Below are 16,982 nucleotides of genomic sequence, written 5' to 3' on the forward strand. Positions count from 1 at the left end.
CGGCCCGGAGGTTGACGCCTCCGGGCCGTCGGCGCGTCCTCAGGTCGTCGGAACCGTCCGCCGCCGTCGGCGTTCGCCGCGGACGCCGACCGTCAGGGCCAGTGCGGTCGCCGCCGCCAGGACTCCCCAGACCGGTGCGAACCCGTCGGCGGAGTCCTTGAGCAGGCCGATGGCGGGCGGAGCGAGGATGACGGCGAGCTGGGTGACCGCCATGACCAGGCCGAGCGCGGAGCCCGTTCTGCCCGGTGGGGCCGACTCGGCCACGTGGGCGACCCACGGGCCGTACCAGCCGATGCCGAAGAACCCCAGCCAGGTGAACAACACGCAGGCCGCGAGCGGCGCCTGGCCGAGGGGCGTCAGCAGCGCCACGAGCCCCACGACCACCGCGGCCATGCACGCCAGTACGGGGGTGTAGCGACCGGAGCGACTACGGTCGCTCCAGGCGGCCAGGCAGATGCGCCCGGCCACTCCCGCGCCCTGCACCGCGACGAGGACGGCGGCTGTCGGACCGGGCCCGAGCGCCGTCGTGTCGTGGAGGTACAGCGCCGTCAGGACGCCGATGCCGCACTGGACCGAGATCAGGCTCATGCCGGAGAGCACGACGTTCACCATGGCCGGTTCCCGCAGCATCCGCACCCGGTCGCCGAGTTGCTCCGCGAGCGGGACGTGCGGACCCTTCCCGGCCGGAGTGCCCGGAGTGTCCGGAGTGCCCCGACCGCCGGGAGTACCCGGGGCGTCCGTGGCGGGCGGTTGCCGGTAGCAGCCCATGAAGACCCCGGCTCCCAGCAGCGCTACGAGCCCACCGGCCGCGAACGCCGCCCGCCGGCCGTACGTGTCGGCGAGGCGGGGCAGGACGGCGGCGGCGAGCGCCCCGCCCAGCGGCAGGCCCGCCTGGCGGACGCCCATCGCGAAGCCCCGCCGGGACGGGGCGAACCAGGACGCCACCGACTTGCTCCCGCCGGGCTGCGCGGTGCTGTAACCCGCGCCGACGACCAGCAGGACGAGGAGCAGCGAGCCGAAGCCCTGCGCCAGGCTGCCCGCGGCGAGGGCGGCGGCGACCACGCAGGCGCCGATCCCGACGACCCAGCGCTCGTTGTAGCGGTCCAGCAGCTCCCCGGCCACCAGAAGGCCGGCCAACGGGACGAACTGGGCCGCCGAGAGCAGGAGTCCGAGCTGGGCGGTGCTCAGGTCCAGGTCACGCTGGAGCGGGACGCCCATGGCTCCGATGCCCTGGACGAAGAAGCAGGACGCGGCCTGGGTGAAGGTGGCGATGCCGAGGACGGCCCACCGGTACCCGCCGGCGGGCGGCGAGGCACCGGCGGGGGCCGGGGCCGGGGCCGGACCGGTGGCTGGAACGGCGGCCGGACCGGGGGGAGCGGTGGGAGCGGTGGCGGGAGTGCCGGCCGCCGGCAGGTTGCGGCCGGTCACGGGCGCCAGTACAGGGCCGGATCGGGATGGTCCGTGAAGCCGAGCGCGCGGTAGAGCGGTTCGCCCTCGTGGGAGGCGTACAGGTCGACGCGGGCGACGTCGCGCTCGCGGAACCAGTCGAGCAGGCCGTGCATGATCGCGCGGCTGTGGCCGCGCCGCCGGTACGCGGGGGCGGTGACGACGCCGATCACCAGGCCGACCCGGCCGTTGCGCAGGTGCGGACCGGGGAGCCGCTGTTCGACCGAGCCGATGCCGCAGGCGGCGAGGCCGTCACCGTCCTCGCCGTCCACGACGAGGATCCGCATGGCGCCTGCTGCGAGCTGCCGCTTCAGGACGTCGGCCATTGCCGCCCGCCAACTGTCGTCCGCCGAAGCGGGGTTGAAGTACTCGCCGCCGAGGTGTTCGAACAACAACGCCCGCAGGCGTACGAGTTCGGCGACATCGCTCTCGATGGCCGGCCTTACAGGGGTTCGGTGTGCGACGGGGTGACTCATGCCCACCAGCGTGCTGTCATGGTCTTGTGCACCTCAACCCTTACGGCGAGGACGCCGTGAAGCTGGCCGCCGACCTCGCCAACCGGCGCCCCACCACCGCCGAGGAGCTCGCCGATCGCTGCCGCGCGGCCGGGCTCGTGGTGGACGGCCCGGCCACGCCGCAGGACCTGGAGCGCGCGGCGGCCGTGCTGGACGCCTGGGAGAAGGTGGTCGACGCCGTCGACGAGCGCGAGCGCGCCGAGCTGCTCAACCGGATGCTGGCCGCCGCCGCGGACCATCCGCGGCTGACCGACCACTCCGGCGACGGCTGGCACCTGCACTACCGGGACGACCGGCAGCCGCTCGGCCGGCTGCTCTGCTCGCTGATCGCCGTCGGCACCGCACTGCACCTGGTCGGGCGGGGCATGCACCGCCTCGGCCGGTGCGCGGTCGCCGAGTGCACCACGATCTTCGCCGACGCCACGCGCACCGGGCGGCAGCGTTACTGCTCCCAGCGGTGCGCCAACCGTGACGCGGTCCGCCGCCACCGCGCGAGGCACGCACGCTGACGGCGGACCCTGCTCAGGTAGCGGTGCCGGTGCCGGTGCCTCCCTCCCGGTTCGGCTCCCCTGCCTCCCGTCCTTCTCGTACTTCTCGTGTCCCCCGTGGCCCGTGCTCCGCCGCTTCCGCGAGGCGTTTGACGGCGGCCAGTCGGCGGTCCCAGTTGGTGGCCAGTGCCGCCATCCAGCGTGCCGTGGCGTCAAGGGCGGCCGGCCGTACCGCGTACCGGACCTCCCGGCCGACCCGGCCGCCGGTGACCAGGCCGGCCGCGTCCAGGACGGCGAGGTGCTTGACCACGGCCTGCCGCGAGACGGGGAGTTGCCCGGCGAGGGTGGTCGCACTGGCCTCGCCGTGGGCGGCGATCAGGTCGAGCAGCAGGCGCCGGGTCGGGTCGGCCAGCGCGGCGAGCACGCTGTCCACCGGTTCACCCGGAACGCCCGGCTGTTGTTCTGAACCCTCCGGGTGCGTGCCGGTCACACCGACGACTGTTCGACGCGCTTCTTGAAGGCGTCCAGCACCTGCGGCCAGCCGCCGGTGTTGTCCTTCAGGGCCTTGCTGCGCAGCTCCTCGGAGCCGGCCAGCGCCGCGAACCCGCTCTCCACGACGCGCAGGCGCGTGTTGTCGCCCTCCGGGGAGAGCGTGAACTCGACGAGGGTGCTGTTGTCCGCGCGCAGCTCCTCGCCGGGGAAGGCGCTGGCCCAGCGGTAGGCCAGGTAGGTCGGCGGTTCGACCTTCTCCACCCGCACGGGGAACTCGCCGTACTCGGGGTTGGTCACGACGGTCGACTCGCCCTCCTCGGCCGTGGTGCCGGCCAGGCTCGCCTCCTCGGCGACCCAGAATCCGGGCTGGGCCACCAGCGGCCACACCCGCTCCACGGGTGCCTCGATCAGGATCTCGCGCTCGATCCGGTCGTCGCTCATGTTGTGCTCCTTGGTTGCTGCCAACGGGTGCAACTCCAGGGTTGCACGTTGGGGAGGGTGGTGCAACCGAAGAGTTGCACGCCGACCTCCGTAAAGCACTGGGGGCGGCGGCGGCCGCCGTGCTTACATGGGCCGCATGGTGTCGACCGACCGACTTCTGGCATTCGCGGCCATGTCCTTCCTGCTGATCGTGATCCCCGGTCCCAGTGTGCTGTTCGTGATCGGGCGGGCCCTCGCACAGGGTCGCCGGGCCGCCCTGACCACCGTGGTGGGGAACACGCTCGGAGCGTACGCACTCGTCGTGGCCGTGGCCTTCGGGGTCGGGGCGGTGGTGGAGCGCTCGGTGCTCGTCTACACGGGACTGAAGCTCGCCGGCGCCGCGTACCTGGTGTACCTCGGCGTCAAGGCGGTGCGGCAACGCGGTTCGTTCCAGGCCGTGTTCGCCGGTGAGGGCCCTGCGCACGGCGGCCTGCGCACACTGTGGGAGGGGTTCGCGGTCGGTGTGGCCAACCCCAAGACCATGATCTTCTTCGCTGCCGTTCTGCCCCAGTTCGTGGACCGCGAGCGGGGGCACGTCGCGGTCCAGATGCTGCTGCTCGGCCTGATCTTCAATGCGATCGCGGTCGTCTCCGACAGCGTGTGGGGCCTGGTCGCGGCCACCACGCGCGACTGGTTCGCCCGTTCACCGCAGCGGCTGGCCCTGGTCGGCGGGGCCGGCGGGCTCACCATGATCGGCCTCGGCGTCACCGTCGCCGTGACGGGCCGGAAGGACTGACCCGGCCGGAGGGACTGACCCGGCCGGAGGGAGCGACCCGGCCGGAAGGACCGACTCCTCCCGGCCCCCGTCCGTCCGTGGGCCGGTGCCTCTGCGGGCGGCCCGCGCGCGTCGGCGCACCGTCAGGGCCTCGCGCCCCCAGCGCGACCCGCCTGCGCGAACGCGCGCCAGGCGACCGCACACACCACCGCCGACGCCGCCAGCGCCCACCCCGTGTCCACGGTCACGGCGGCGCCCATAACCACCACTCCCAGCGTCGCGCCGACCTGCCGGACGGCGTTCAGCAGCCCGCCCACCGCGCCGGCCGTACCCTCCGGGGCGACACCGATGACGGCCGCGACCAGGGCCGGCAGCACGTACGAGACCCCGAAGCCGGTCATCAACAGGCCCACCGCCAGCCAGGCGTAGCCGCCCCCGGCGAAGACCGTCCCGGCGAGCACCGCGGCGCCGCCGGTCAGCAGGGCGAGACCCGCCAGGATCGGCGGCCGGGTACCGACCCGCGCCACGATCCGGCCCGTGAACGGCGGGTTGACGGCGAACGGGACGGTCAGCGGCAGGAAGGCGAGGCCGGTCTGCAACGGGCCGAGGTGCCACCTCTCCTGGAGCAGCAGCGGCAGCACGAACAGGCCGCCGGTCAGTGCGAAGTTCACCGCCGCGCCGGCCAGCAGCCCCGCCCGTACCCGGGCGGAACGGAGCAGGGCCCGGTTCAGCACCGGTGCCTGGCTGCGCCCTTCCAGCCGTCCGAGTGCCACCGCCGACACCCCGAACCCGGCCGCCGAGCATGCCGCGTGGGCCCACGCCTGGGCGCCGGCGGCGATCAGCGCGTCCGTGAGCAGGGCCAGCGCCGCGGCGGCGGCCAGCTGGGCGGGCCAGTCGATCCGGCGCCGGCCGCGCGGGCAGGCGACCGCGCGGCCGGCGGTCAGCGCCAGAACGGCCGTGCCGACGGGCACGTTGACCAGGAAGACCGCCCGCCAGCCGGCCCACTCGACCAGTGCGCCGCCCGCGAGCGGGCCGGTCGCCACGGCCGCGCCGCTGGTCGCCGCCCAGGCCGAGACCGCGCGCGCCCGTGCCGCCGGCTCCGGGTAGAGCCGGGCGATCATCACCATCATGGCCGGCACGCTCGCGGCCGCGGCGGCCCCCAGCACGGCGCGCAGCAGGACGAGCGTCCAGAGCGCGGGCGCGAACGCGCTGAGCAGGGAGGCGAGCGCGAACACGGCGATCCCGCCCCGGAACAGCCGCTCGGCGCCGTACCGGTCCGCCGCCGCGCCCGCCGACAGCAGCAACGCGGCGAACACCACGGTGTAGCCGGTGGTCGCCCACTGGAGCCCGGCCACCGAGGTGCCGAGCGAGGCGGCGAGATCGGGCTCGGCCACCGAGAGCACGGTCATGTCCAGCAGCACCATGAAGTAGCCGAGCGCGATGCCCGCCAGCGCGCGTCGCCGCCCGGACGGGGTGGTGGTACCCCGCCCGGGCGGGGTGGTGGCCGACGCGGGGTCGGCCGGTGAGGTCGGAAGGGTCATGCCGGTGACTCTGCGCTCCGGCGGGCCGGGGGCTCCACCGTCCGGGGCGCACGCCCCGTTCGGAATTTCCGAACGCCCGGCGTTGTCTCCCTACGGCGTGGAGCTACGCCAACTCAGGACCTTCGAGGCCGTCGTCCGTCACCGCACCGTCACCGACGCCGCCGTCGCACTCGACCTCGCCCCCTCGTCCGTCTCCCAGCAGATCCGGACCCTCGAAGTCGCGCTCGGAGAGGCCCTGTTCGTCCGCGGGCCCAAGGGGATGGGCCTCACCGCCGCCGGGCGGCGCCTCCGGCCCTGGGCGCGTTCGCTGCTGGCCCAGGCCGAGCAGGCGGTCCGCGAAGTCCGCGGCGAGCGGCGGCTGTTGCGGCTCGGCGCGCTGGAGACCATCGCCGGCTCCCACGTGCCGCAGGTCCTCGCCCGGCTCGCCGAACGCCGGCCCGACATCGACGTCGAGGTGCACTCCGACCGCGCCCGCGACGGCCTGCTCGCCGACGTGACGGAGGGCCGGCTCGAAGCGGCCCTGCTGCTGGACTCCGGCAGCGACCTCGGCGGACTCGGCTTCCCCGCCCCGGCCGGGCCGCTCGCCTTCCTTGACCTCGACCCCGTCCCGCTCACCCTGGTCGCCGCGCCCGGCCACCGCCTCGCCGCCCGTACGGGGCTGACCTCCGCGGACCTCCACGGCGAACGGCTCCTGGTCAACGTCCCCGAGTGCTCCTTCTGGATGGCCGGTGACCGGATCCTCGGCCCCGGCCCCAAGCGCGTCCGGGCCGGCGGCGTCCCGGTCATGCGGGCCTGGGCCGAGCACGGTCTCGGCATCACCCTGCTGCCCCGGTTCGCCGTCGCCGACGGCCTCCGCTCCGGCGCCCTCGTCCCCCTCGACCTCCCGCTCCCGGACCTCAGCCTCCGGCTGGTCTGGCGGGAGGACCAGGAGGCGCTCCCCGGTCTGCGCGACATCCTGTACGCGGCGGTGGCGGCCGTGCCGTCGGGCGAGCTGTAGGGGAGAGCTGTGGGGCGCGAGCCCGGGAGCCCGGGAGGCTCGTGACGGTCCGGCCGCGGGTCGCGGGTCGCGGGTCGCGGCGGGCCGGTGGCTGCGGTGGGTCGGCGGGCCGGTGGGCGGCTGCGGCCGCTCAGGTGAGCCCGCCGTTGCTGGCCAGCAGCTGGCCGTTGATCCACTGGCCCTGCGGGGAACAGAGGAACTCGACCAGGTGCGCCGTGTCCTGCGGGGTGCCGAGGCGGCCGAGCGGCGTTCGGCGGAGCACCTTCCCGCGGGCCTCGTCGTCCATCCAACCGGTGTCCACCGGGCCGGGGTTGACGACGTTGGCGGTGACTCCGAGGGCGGCGAGCTCGTGCGCGGCGGCGAGCGTGATCCGGTCCAGCGCGTCCTTGCTCGCGCCGTACGGGAGGTTGCCGACGGTGTGGTCGCTGGTCAGGGCGACGATCCGGCCGGCCCCGGGCGCGCCGGCGAAGCGCAGGCCGAACTCGCGGACCAGGAGCCAGGTGGCGCGCGCGTTGACCGCGAAGTGCCGGTCGAAGCTCTCGACGGTGGTGTCGAGCAGCCCGGAGTCGACCGACTCGCAGTGGCACATCACCAGTGCGGTGACCGTACCGTGCCGGTGTTCGACCTCGTCGAAGAGCCGGGCCGGGACGTCCGGGTCGGCGAGGTCGGCCTCGTGGGCGCTGCTGGTGCCCCCGTGCCGGGCGACGGACGCGGCGACGGCCTCGGCCGCACCCGGCTCGGCACCCCAGGCCATCCGCCGGTCGTAGGGCGTCCAGTAGGTGAAGGCGATGTCCCAGCCGGCCGCCGCCAGGCGGGTCGCGATGCCCGCGCCGATGCCGACCGTGCGGCCGACCCCGGTCACCAGCGCCACCGGGCGCGCGGCGTTGGCGGGGTCAGCGGCGTCGGTGGCGTCAGCGGGGTCGGCGGGCAGGCTCCGCTCTGCGGCGCGGGGGTGGTCGGCGGTGCGGGGGTGGTCGGTGGCGGTCATGGACGGGATCGTCGGGGACCTTGCCCAGGGGTGCAACCGCATTCGTGGCACCTGGCATCGTGGCAACTGACTCTGCGGCAACTGACTTTGCGGCAACCGCCCTTGCGGGAAGCGCCTTTGCGGTGGCCCCGCCCCCTCGGGTCACCGGCCCGGGGGAGGCTGCCCCGGGTCAGTCGCCCTCCGGCCGGCAGCCGCAGGAGCGGCGGACCACCAGGCGCGCGGGGAACGTCCGCGCGCCCGCCGGGGCGGGCTGGTCGTCCGCCTGGGCCTTCAGGACCAGGTCGACGGCGGCGCGCGCCATCTCGTCCTGTGCGGCGGCCACGGTGGTGAGCGGTGGTCCGGCGATGACGGCCTCGGCGATGTCGTCGAACGCGGCGACCGCGAGGTCCTCCGGGACCCGGATGCCCAGGTCGTCGGCGGCCCTGAGCAGGCCGATCGCCTGGTCGTCCGTCGCGCAGAAGACGGCGGACGGGCGGTCGGGGCGGCTCAGCAGCGCGCGGGCTTCGGCGTGCGCCCGGACCCGGTCGAACGGTGCGGCGGTGAGGCGCCCCTCGGCCGTGAGGCCGGCCTCGGCGAGGGCGGCGGCCCACCCGGCGGTCCGGGCGGTCACCGGGTCGTTCGGGCTGAGCGCGAACGTGCCGCCGAAGCAGTGCACCTCGGTGTGGCCGTGCGCCAGCAGGTGCCGCACCGCCTCCTGCGCCCCGCCCTCGTCGTCCGCGACGACGGCGACCCCGCTCGCGGTCTCCGCCCGGTGGTGCAGCAGCACGACGGGCGTGCCGTCGGCGGCCTCGATCCCGGCGGCCCCGGGGACGGACGGGTCCTGCGTCACCAGGATCAGGCCGTCCACCTGCATCCCGAGGAACGCCCGGATGTAGTGGGCCTCGCGCTCGTCCGCGTAGTCCGAGTTCCCGATGAGCAGCAGCCGGCCGCGCTCCGCCGCCGCCTGCTCCACCATGTGGGCGAGCCCCGCGAAGAAGGGCTGCCGGGCGTCCGGCACGACCATGCCGATCAGGTTGGTCCGCCGGCGGGCCATCGCCTGCGCGACCCGGTTCGGCCGGTAGCCGAGCTCCTCGACCGCCGCCAGGACGCGCGCCCGGGTCGCCGCCGCCACCGGTCGCGGGCCGTCGTTGATCACATAACTGACAACCGCGGTAGACGTGCCCGCCGCCCTCGCCACATCGTCCCGCGTCACCCTCGCCATGCCCGCGAGCCTACACACCACCGGTGACAGGTCCGGCCGGAGATCCGGGACACCCGGCGGCCGTCCCGACCACGGTCAGTACAGCTGGTCCGCCGTGACGTCCGCCGAGCGGTCGAGCGCCCGCTTCGCCGTCTCCCCCCTCCTCGCCAGCAGGGTGAGCGTCAGTGCGTCGACCGCCGTCAGATGGGCGATGCGGCTGGCGGTGGTCTCCAGTCCGAAGACGAGGTCCTGGCCGCCGGCCACGAGGGTGTGGGTGGCCACCTCGGTGAGGGGGGAGCGGGCGTAGCTGGTGAGGGCGATCACGGTCGCGCCGGAGTCGCCGGCGCGACGGGCGATGTCGACCACCGCCTGCGTCGCGCCGGTGTGGCTGACGGCCAGGCAGACCGCGGTGGGCGGAAGCTGGGCGGCGGCGAGCTGGGCGGTGAGCAGGTCGGCGGGGGCGTCGACCAGGAGGCCGAGGGCGCGCAGCCGGTAGGCGGCGTCCAGGGCGACCGCGCCGGAGAGGCCGGCGCCGACGAGCAGGACGTGGCGGGCCTCGTCCAGGGCCTCGGCCGCCGCGCGCAGGTCGTCCGCCGTGAGGGTGGTGGCCATCCCGTCGAGCGCCTCGCGGGCGGCCCGGACGGTGTCGGCGAGCGCCCGGGCGGCCGGGTCCCGCTCGTCGGCGGGGGAGGGCGCGGGGGCCGGGGCCTGGCGGACGGCCGCGATCTTCAGCTCCTGGTAGCCGCGGAACCCGAGCCGCTGGCAGGCCCGGACCACGGACGAGGACGCGGTGCCGGCCAGCTCGGCGACGTCGCTCACGCTCAGGTGGACCAGATCGGCGCCCCGGTCGAGGACGACCTGGGCGACACGGGCCTCGGTGCCGCGCAGCTCGCCGAGGTGCGCGCGGATGTGGGCGGCCAGCTGGGATTCCAGGGGAGAAAATTCGGAACGGTCTTCCATAGATCTAGTGTAGCTTGGAATTCAGTTCCAGACCTGCTGGAGGGGAGCTTTGCCATGCCTGAAACCGCGCTCGCGCTGCCGGGCGGCGGGGCGGCGGCGTCCGTGCCCGTCGCCGTACTCGCCGCGGCGGTCCTGCACGCCGTCTGGAACGGGCTGGCCCACCGGATCCAGGACAAGCTGGTCGGCTTCGCCCTGATCAACCTCGCCTACACGGCCTGTGCGCTGGTCCTGGTCGCGCTCAACCCGCTGCCGGCCGCGGAGTCCTGGCCGTTGCTCCTGGCCTCGGTGACGATGCAGGTGACGTCCCAGGTCCTGCTCCTCCGCGCCTACCAGCTCGGGGACTTCGGGCAGATGTACCCGATCGCCCGCGGCTCGGCGCCGCTGCTGGTGGCGCTGCTCTCGGTGACGGTGCTCGGGCAGGGGCTCGGCGGCGGGGAGCTGCTCGGCGTCCTGGTGATCTCCTGCGGCCTGATCGGGCTCGCCTTTGCCAAGGGGATACCCGGGCGGGCGCAGCTGCCCGCCCTCGGCGCGGCCGCCGGCACCGGCGTGATGATCGCCGCGTACACGGTGTCGGACGGCAGCGGTGTGCGGCACGCCGGGACGGTCGGCGGCTACGTCGCCTGGCTCTTCCTGCTGCAGGGGCCGGTCCTGGCCCTGATCGCCTGGATGCGGCGCGGTCGGAGTCTCCTGGCCGGGTGCCGCGGCTCGGTGGTGCCGGTCGGGATCGTCGGCGGGGTGCTCTCGCTGACCGCCTACGGACTGGTGGTCTGGGCGCAGTCCCGGGGGAACCTCGCCACCATCGCCGCCCTGCGGGAGACGAGCATCGTCATCGCGGCGGTGATAGCCACGGTGGTCTTCCGCGAGCGCCTCGGCCGGCTGCGGATGACCGCCAGTGCCACCGTCCTCGCCGGGATCGTCGTCCTGGAGCTCGCCCGCCCGTGACGCCGGGCCACCTCTCCGGGTGACGCTGCTCAGGGGACGATCACCGACAGCGAGGAGTGGTCCAGCCGGAAGCCGAGCGCCTCGTACACGCGACGGGCGGGGTTGCCCTCGGACACCGCGAGGCCGACCCGGTCGGATCCGGCCGCAGCGAGGCCGGCCAGCGAGCGGTGCAGCAGGTCACGACCGAGGCCGGGGTAGCTGTGCCCGGGGTGCCGGAAGACGTTCGCGACCCAGGGCACGCCCTCGAAGTGGTTCAGGACGACACCGGCGACGACCCGGTCGTCGGTGTCGACCGCCAGGGTCGCGGCCGGAAGCACCGGCCCGATGAGGCGGCCGGAGAGGAGGAGTCGCAGCTCCTGCTCGCGGCCCGGCCGGTGGTCGGGATGCGCCGGGCCGTAGGCGGCGAGGCAGGCGGGCAGCACCTCCTCGGCGTCACGGTCGCACGGCACCGCGCGGAGCCCGTCCCGCAGCGGGGTCCGCGCCCACGCGGCCCAGCCGGTGGAAGGGGGATCGCCGGCGAGGTCCCGGTACATGGTGTGGCCGTGCCGGAGCACGGTCGCGCCACGGCGGAGCAGCTGCTCGCCGAACTCGACGGAACCGGAGACCACCCAGCCGGACATGGACGACAGCACGAACTCCACCGGATCGGCGGCGCTGACGACGCCGCGCCCGACCTCGGCCCCGACCCGGATCTCGGCCCCGATCTCACCCGGGGTCGGCACCGTCAGCAGGTCGGCCCAGGGCCGCCCCTCCCGTTCACCCCGTACGAACCGCACCACAGGAAGGCCGTCGATGTCCCGTCCGAACTCCCAGTCGGATTCCTTCTCCGTCACGCCGTCCGTCCGATCGTCGAGGGTCACGGTCCGCCCGCCATGCTCGACGGGCGGCCGTCCCGGTATCACCGGAATCAACAGGATGACCCGCCCGGGCCGTCACCGGGCAGGTCGAGGAAGCCGAAGCCGCGAACGGGAGCCGCGGTGGCGCACCCGGGCTTCCGGCGGACCTCGGAGGCGAAGGCTTCGCGCAGCAGCACGGTGAGGCTGTTGCGCGCCGGGGCGCCTCGGGGGCGGCGTCCAGCGTGTCGGGCGGACTCTCGCCCCACCGGACGCCCGGCGCGTCGGCGCCGCCGCCGCGGTGGATGCCGGCCCCTCGGCGCGCGGCCCGCCCCCTCGCCGACCTGCCTTCTCGCCGCCCTGCGCCCCACCAAACGGCGCGTTGCCGCGCTGCACCCGCGCTGCACCCCACCGCCCTGCATCCCACCGCCCTGCGCCTCGCCGAACCGTGCCCCGCCGACCGGTGTCCTGCCGTCCTGCGTCCGCCGAACCGTGTGGCGCGATGTCGGCCACCCGCTGACCTACATGCTCCCTAGCCTCGGCCGCATGGAGAAGATCACCCCTTTCCGCATCGACTTCCCGCAGGTCGAGCTGGACGACCTCCGGCTCCGTCTTGCCCGCACCCGCTGGCCCGACGAACTGCCGGGTGTGGGCTGGGAGTACGGGGTCGCGCTGCCGTACCTGCGGGAGCTCGCCGCGTACTGGGCGGAGGGCTACGACTGGCGTGTGCACGAGGCGCGGCTGAACGAGCTGCCGCAGTTCACCACCGTCGTCGACGGGCAGCACCTGCACTTCCTGCACGTCCGGTCCCCGGAGCCGGGCGCGATCCCGCTGATCCTCACCCACGGCTGGCCGAGCACCGTGCACGACTTCGAGCGGATCATCGGTCCGCTCACCGACCCCCGGGCCCACGGGGGCGATCCGGCGGACGCGTTCCACGTCGTGGCGCCCTCGCTGCCCGGCTTCGCGTACTCGGGGCCGACCCGGGAGACCGGCTGGGGCACCCGGCGGATCGCCCGGGCCTGGGCCGAGCTGATGAACCGCCTCGGCTACCGGCACTACGGGGCCCAGGGAGGTGACTTCGGCGCCATCGTCTCGCCCGAACTGGGCCGTGTCGCCCCGGACGAGGTGCTCGGCGTGCACCTCAACGCGCCGCCGAACGCGTCGTCCCCGGTCGACCCGGCCGAACTCGACCTGCTCACGGCGGCCGAGCGCGAGCGGGCGGCGGAGAACCGGCGCTGGTGGTACGCCCACTCCGGATACGCCACCCAGATGGCGACCCGTCCGCAGACCGTCGGCTACGCCCTCAACGACTCCCCGGTGGGCCAACTCGCCTGGAACCTCGAATGGTTCGTCGACCACGACCCGACCGCGACCCGCCAGTCGCTGCCCTCCCGGGACGCGGTGCTGACCAACGTCACGGCCTTCTGGCTCACCGGGACCGCCGCCTCCGCCGCCCGCCTCTACCGCGAGATCGCCGCCGACGGCTGGGGCCGCCCGGCACCGTCCGGCGTCCCCACCGGCGTGGCCCGCTTCCTCGGTGACCGGGCGATCCGCGGCCTGGCCGAGTTGTCCAACACCATCACCCACTGGTCCGAGTTCGACACCGGCGGCCACTTCGCCTCTCTCCAGGCCCCCGACCTCCTCGTCACCGACATCCGGGCCTTCTTCCGCCCCCTCCGCTGATGACGCCCCGGCCGGGCAGGGCAGGGCAGAGCAGGGCCGGGCCGAGCAGAGTCGAGCAGGGCTGCGCAGGGCACGGCCGGCCGAGTCCGGCGGCGGAGCCGATCCGGGGAGCGCCCGGCCTCAGCCGACCACCGCCGCCCGGACACAGAGCACGTCCGGCAGGTGGGAGATCAGCAGGGACCAGCTCTCGCCCTCGTCGGGGCTGCCGTAGACGTCGCCGTTGCGGTTGCCGAAGTAGATGCCGGCCGGGTCGGCGTCATCGGTGCGGAGCGCGTCGCGGAGCACGACACCGTAGTGGTCCTCGCCGGGGAGGCCCTTGCTGAGCGGGTGCCAGTTGCCGCCGCCGTCGTCGGTGCGGAAGACACGGCAGCGGCGGTCCGGCGGGATGCGGTCGCCGGCGCCGCCGAGGGGGAAGAGGTAGGCGGTGTCGGCCCGCCGCGGGTGGGCGGCGACGGCGAAACCGAAGTCGGCGGGCAGGCCGTCGGTGACGAACTGCCAGCTGAGGCCCGTGTCGTCACTGCGGTAGACGCCGCCGTGGTTCTGCAGGTAGAGGCGGTCGGGGTTGACGGCGTCCCGGGCGATCTTGTGCACGCACTGGCCGAACTCGGGGTACTGGTTCTCCTCGGGGAGGAACTCGGCGCGCAGGCCGGTGTTGGACGGCTCCCAGGTGCCGCCGCCGTCCTTGCTGCGGTAGACGCCCCCGCTGGAGACGGCGACCAGCAGCCGTTCGGCGTCGCGCGGGTCGGTGAGGATGGTGTGCAGGCCCTGGCCGCCGTAGCCGGCGCCCCACTCGGTGCGCTGCGGATGGGCCCAGAGCGACTCGACCAGGGCGAAGGTCTCGCCGCCGTCCTCGGAGCGGAACAGCGCGGCCGGTTCGGTTCCGGCGTAGACGACTCCGGGTGCCTCGTCACCGGCGGGCTGGAGCTGCCAGACCCGGGTGAGCGAGGCGCCGGTGTGCTCGGGGAAGCGGATGGCGGGCTTGGGCGGTTCGAACCAGCTCGCGCCGAGGTCGTCCGAGCGCCAGACCGATGGGCCCCAGTGGCTGCTGTCGGCACCGGCCAGCAACCGGACCCGGTCCGCCCGGCGGTCGATCGAGACGGAATAGATCGCGTTCATCGGGAAGTGCGGCCCGCTGAACTCCCAGTTCAGCCGGTCGCGACTGCGGCCGAGAAAGAGGCCCTTCTCGGTTCCGACGGCCAACAGCACCTCGGTCATGCCACACACCACCTGGTCGGTGAAACGGCCCCCCGGGACATCCCTCCATCGGCCAGTGTCCCGCCGTCCACCCGGGGCCACATCTCGCCGCGCCGGTACGCGCCGGTACGCGCGGATGCGGGCGTGTGCGCGCGGTTGTGCGCCTGCACACGCCTGCACACGCCTGTACGTTCCTCGCCGCGCCGACCCCGCCCGAGGCGGCGAGAGGCCCCGAGCCGCCAGCCCCGAGCTCCCGGGGCTGAGCCGCCGACCCCGAGCTCCCGGGGCCGAGCCGCCGACCCCGAGCTCCCGGGGCCGAAGCCCGGGGCCGGCGGCTCGGGTCCCCGGGCTCCGCCTCCTCAGCCCCGGCAGCCCTCCAGTAGCCGCAGCCAGACCTCGCTGATCGTGGGGTACGCGGGAACGGCGTGCCAGAGCCGGTCGATCGGTACCTCGCCGACCACCGCAACGGTGGCCGAGTGCAGCAGCTCCGCGACCCCGGGGCCGACGAAGCAGGCACCCACCAGCACCCCCCGGTCCAGGTCGAAGACGACCCGGGCCTTCCCCCGGTAGTCGTCGCCGTACAGCGAGGCACCGGCGACGGCGCCGAGGTCGTGGTCGACCGCCTTGACCCGCAGGCCCTGCCGTTCGGCGGCGTCCAGGGTGAGGCCGATGGCCGCCACCTCCGGTTCGGTGAAGACGACCTGCGGCGCACCGGCGCTGTCGGCGGACGCGGCGTGTGCGCCCCAGCGGGAGGTGTCCAGCGTCCGCCCCTGAGCGCGTGCCACGATCGTCGCGCCCGCGATCCGGGCCTGGTACTTGCCCTGGTGGGTGAGCAGCGCACGGTGGTTGACGTCTCCCGCCGCGTACAGCCAGGCGCCACCCGCGCCACCCGCGCCACCCGCGCCACCCGCGTCACCCGGGCCGTCCGCGTCACCCGGGCCGTCCACGCCGAGCACCGTGCAGCTGTCGTCCACGTCCAGCCAGGTGCCCGGCTTGAGGCCGACCTGTTCCAGCCCGATGTCCGCGGTGCGCGGCGCCCGGCCGGTGGCGTACAGGACCTCGTCGGCGGTGAGGCGCTCACCGTCCGCCAGCACCAGCGTGACCCGGGAGCCCTCCGACCTGCCGGAGCCCTCCGACCCGCCGGAGCCGTCCGATCCGTCCGACGCGCCCGCACGCTCCAGTGAGGCGACCGAGACCCCGAACCGTACGTCCACCCCGGCCGCCCGCAGGCCCTCCGCGACCAGCTCGCCCGCGAACGGCTCCATCCGCGGCAGCAGGGCGTCGCCGCGCACGAGCAGCACCACCTCGGAGCCGAGGGCCCGCCAGGCGGTGGCCATCTCGACACCGACCACGCCGCCGCCGATCACCGCCAGCCGCCCGGGAACGGTGGGGGAACCGGTGGCCTCGCGGTTGGTCCAGGGCCGGGCCTCGGCCAGCCCGGGCACGCCCTCCGGCAGTACCGGGCGGCTGCCGGTGCAGACGGCCACGGCGTGCCGGGCGGTGAGCAGCCGCTCGGTGCCGTCCTCGGCCTCGACGGTGACCGCCCGGACCCCGGCCAGCCGGCCGTGGCCGCGGACCAGGTCGATGCCGGTGTCACGCAGCCACTGCACCTGGCCGTCGTCCTGCCAGTGCGAGGTGAACGAGTCGCGCCGGGCCAGCACCGCGGCCGGGTCCAGCGCACCGCCGCCGACGGCCTCACGGGAGCCGGCCACCGCGCGGGCTCCGGCCAGCGCGGCCACCGGGCGCAGCAGCGCCTTGCTCGGCATGCAGGCCCAGTACGAGCACTCGCCGCCGACCAGTTCGGCCTCCACGATCACGGTGCGCAGGCCGGCGGCGGCGGTTCGGTCGGCCACGTTCTCGCCGGTGGGGCCGGCGCCCACCACGATGACGTCGTACTCCTCGGGTGCGGCCGACGCGGAAGGAGTGGTCGTCATGCGCGGTCCTCCGTGGTCTCGATGGCCACCCCGGCGCGCAGCGCGAGGGTGACGGGCGTGCGCTCGCAGATGTCGAGCAGCCGGGCGCGCTGCTCCTCGTCGAGCGCGCCGGCGAGGGCGACCCGGCGTGCGATCCGGCCGTTGCGTCCGTCCGTCTCGTAGCCGAGCCTGACCCGGACGGTCTCCAGCGGCCACTCCTTGCGCTCCGCGTACATCCGCAGGGTGATCGCGGTGCATGAGCCGAGCGAGGCGAGCAGCAGGGCGAACGGCTCCGGCCCGCTGTCCGAACCGCCGCGCCGCACCGGCTCGTCGGCGGTCAGTGGGTGCGTGCCCGCCTTCACGTCGACGTGGAACGGGACGTCGGCGGAGCTGCCGGTCACCACGGCGGTGGTGACCCGCCGGAACTCCGGCGCGGCGTCGTTCGCGGCGTCCTTCGCGGCGTCCTGTGTGGAGCCCGGCGCGGCGCTCCCGTTCACGGTTGCACTGACGGTCGGACTGGTGGGACTGGTGGGAGTCTGGCTCATCGCGGGCTCGCCCTAGCTGTCGGTGGGGTCGACGCCGGGCCGGGTGCCGACGCCGTGCCCATCCTGC

At 74.9% G+C, this 16,982-nt stretch carries 17 protein-coding genes; 5 read left to right on the forward strand and 12 right to left on the reverse strand.

Features of this window, described 5'->3' with window-relative positions; genetic code table 11:
* Positions 1-39: 39 nt before the first annotated feature.
* Together ACFC1F_RS14800 and ACFC1F_RS14805 are read right to left on the reverse strand one after the other, a co-directional pair.
* Positions 40-1,428: an MFS transporter gene (locus ACFC1F_RS14800; protein ID WP_376158411.1), complete on the reverse strand. Its 1,389-nt coding sequence runs from the start codon at positions 1,426-1,428 to the stop codon at positions 40-42.
* Positions 1,425-1,922 carry a GNAT family N-acetyltransferase gene (locus ACFC1F_RS14805; protein ID WP_376158413.1) on the reverse strand — a complete coding sequence of 166 codons (498 nt, stop codon included), beginning with the start codon at positions 1,920-1,922 and terminating at the stop codon, positions 1,425-1,427. The genes ACFC1F_RS14800 and ACFC1F_RS14805 overlap by 4 nt, the downstream gene beginning before the upstream one ends.
* 26 nt (positions 1,923-1,948) lie before the next feature.
* On the opposite strand from ACFC1F_RS14805, the gene ACFC1F_RS14810 reads away from it, so the two are divergent.
* Positions 1,949-2,470, forward strand: a complete 522-nt coding sequence (locus ACFC1F_RS14810; RefSeq protein WP_376158415.1) for a CGNR zinc finger domain-containing protein — start codon at positions 1,949-1,951, stop codon at positions 2,468-2,470.
* Between the two features lie 13 nt (positions 2,471-2,483).
* Here the strand turns inward: ACFC1F_RS14810 and ACFC1F_RS14815 are convergent, their stop codons facing one another.
* A complete protein-coding gene (locus ACFC1F_RS14815) occupies positions 2,484-2,882 on the reverse strand; it encodes an ArsR/SmtB family transcription factor (RefSeq protein WP_376158496.1) in 399 nt (132 codons plus the stop codon).
* A 53-nt stretch (positions 2,883-2,935) separates the two neighbouring features.
* Positions 2,936-3,382: an SRPBCC domain-containing protein gene (locus ACFC1F_RS14820; protein WP_376158417.1), complete on the reverse strand. Its 447-nt coding sequence runs from the start codon at positions 3,380-3,382 to the stop codon at positions 2,936-2,938.
* Positions 3,383-3,509: 127 nt separating this feature from the next.
* On the opposite strand from ACFC1F_RS14820, the gene ACFC1F_RS14825 reads away from it, so the two are divergent.
* Positions 3,510-4,157, forward strand: a complete 648-nt coding sequence (locus ACFC1F_RS14825) for a LysE family translocator (RefSeq protein ID WP_374106103.1) — start codon at positions 3,510-3,512, stop codon at positions 4,155-4,157.
* Positions 4,158-4,279: 122 nt separating this feature from the next.
* Here ACFC1F_RS14825 and ACFC1F_RS14830 read toward each other — a convergent pair whose 3' ends face one another.
* On the reverse strand, positions 4,280-5,677 hold the full coding sequence (locus ACFC1F_RS14830) for an MFS transporter (RefSeq protein WP_376158419.1): 1,398 nt from the start codon (positions 5,675-5,677) through the stop codon (positions 4,280-4,282).
* Between the two features lie 97 nt (positions 5,678-5,774).
* Here ACFC1F_RS14830 and ACFC1F_RS14835 point away from each other — a divergent pair, with 97 nt between their 5' ends.
* On the forward strand, positions 5,775-6,674 hold the full coding sequence (locus ACFC1F_RS14835; RefSeq protein ID WP_376158421.1) for a LysR family transcriptional regulator: 900 nt from the start codon (positions 5,775-5,777) through the stop codon (positions 6,672-6,674).
* Between the two features lie 130 nt (positions 6,675-6,804).
* Here the strand turns inward: ACFC1F_RS14835 and ACFC1F_RS14840 are convergent, their stop codons facing one another.
* The 3 genes from ACFC1F_RS14840 to ACFC1F_RS14850 form a co-directional block, all read right to left on the reverse strand.
* Positions 6,805-7,662 carry an SDR family oxidoreductase gene (locus ACFC1F_RS14840; RefSeq protein WP_376158423.1) on the reverse strand — a complete coding sequence of 286 codons (858 nt, stop codon included), beginning with the start codon at positions 7,660-7,662 and terminating at the stop codon, positions 6,805-6,807.
* Positions 7,663-7,831: 169 nt separating this feature from the next.
* Positions 7,832-8,863 carry a LacI family DNA-binding transcriptional regulator gene (locus tag ACFC1F_RS14845; RefSeq protein WP_376158425.1) on the reverse strand — a complete coding sequence of 344 codons (1,032 nt, stop codon included), beginning with the start codon at positions 8,861-8,863 and terminating at the stop codon, positions 7,832-7,834.
* Between the two features lie 75 nt (positions 8,864-8,938).
* Positions 8,939-9,802, reverse strand: a complete 864-nt coding sequence (locus ACFC1F_RS14850) for a MurR/RpiR family transcriptional regulator (protein WP_376158427.1) — start codon at positions 9,800-9,802, stop codon at positions 8,939-8,941.
* Between the two features lie 54 nt (positions 9,803-9,856).
* On the opposite strand from ACFC1F_RS14850, the gene ACFC1F_RS14855 reads away from it, so the two are divergent.
* On the forward strand, positions 9,857-10,744 hold the full coding sequence (locus ACFC1F_RS14855) for an EamA family transporter (RefSeq protein ID WP_376158429.1): 888 nt from the start codon (positions 9,857-9,859) through the stop codon (positions 10,742-10,744).
* A gap of 29 nt (positions 10,745-10,773) precedes the next feature.
* On the opposite strand, the gene ACFC1F_RS14860 is transcribed toward ACFC1F_RS14855, so the two are convergent.
* Positions 10,774-11,604, reverse strand: coding sequence for a GNAT family N-acetyltransferase (locus ACFC1F_RS14860; RefSeq protein WP_376158431.1), 831 nt, complete (start codon positions 11,602-11,604; stop codon positions 10,774-10,776).
* Positions 11,605-12,123: 519 nt separating this feature from the next.
* Between ACFC1F_RS14860 and ACFC1F_RS14865 the strand changes: the two genes are divergently transcribed.
* Positions 12,124-13,263: an epoxide hydrolase family protein gene (locus ACFC1F_RS14865; RefSeq protein ID WP_376158433.1), complete on the forward strand. Its 1,140-nt coding sequence runs from the start codon at positions 12,124-12,126 to the stop codon at positions 13,261-13,263.
* A 120-nt stretch (positions 13,264-13,383) separates the two neighbouring features.
* Here the strand turns inward: ACFC1F_RS14865 and ACFC1F_RS14870 are convergent, their stop codons facing one another.
* From ACFC1F_RS14870 to ACFC1F_RS14880, 3 genes are all read right to left on the reverse strand, one after another.
* Complete coding sequence (locus tag ACFC1F_RS14870) at positions 13,384-14,478, reverse strand: WD40/YVTN/BNR-like repeat-containing protein (protein ID WP_376158435.1); 1,095 nt, start codon at positions 14,476-14,478, stop codon at positions 13,384-13,386.
* 338 nt (positions 14,479-14,816) lie between these two features.
* The gene (locus ACFC1F_RS14875; protein ID WP_376158437.1) at positions 14,817-16,391 is read right to left on the reverse strand and encodes a dihydrolipoyl dehydrogenase family protein; all 1,575 of its coding nucleotides are present in this window, start codon (positions 16,389-16,391) and stop codon (positions 14,817-14,819) included.
* Complete coding sequence (locus ACFC1F_RS14880; protein WP_376158439.1) at positions 16,388-16,867, reverse strand: OsmC family protein; 480 nt, start codon at positions 16,865-16,867, stop codon at positions 16,388-16,390. The genes ACFC1F_RS14875 and ACFC1F_RS14880 overlap by 4 nt, the downstream gene beginning before the upstream one ends.
* Positions 16,868-16,982: the final 115 nt, after the last annotated feature.

This window comes from Kitasatospora sp. NPDC056181 (assembly GCF_042266225.1).
In the GTDB taxonomy this organism is placed as follows: Bacteria; Actinomycetota; Actinomycetes; order Streptomycetales; family Streptomycetaceae; genus Kitasatospora.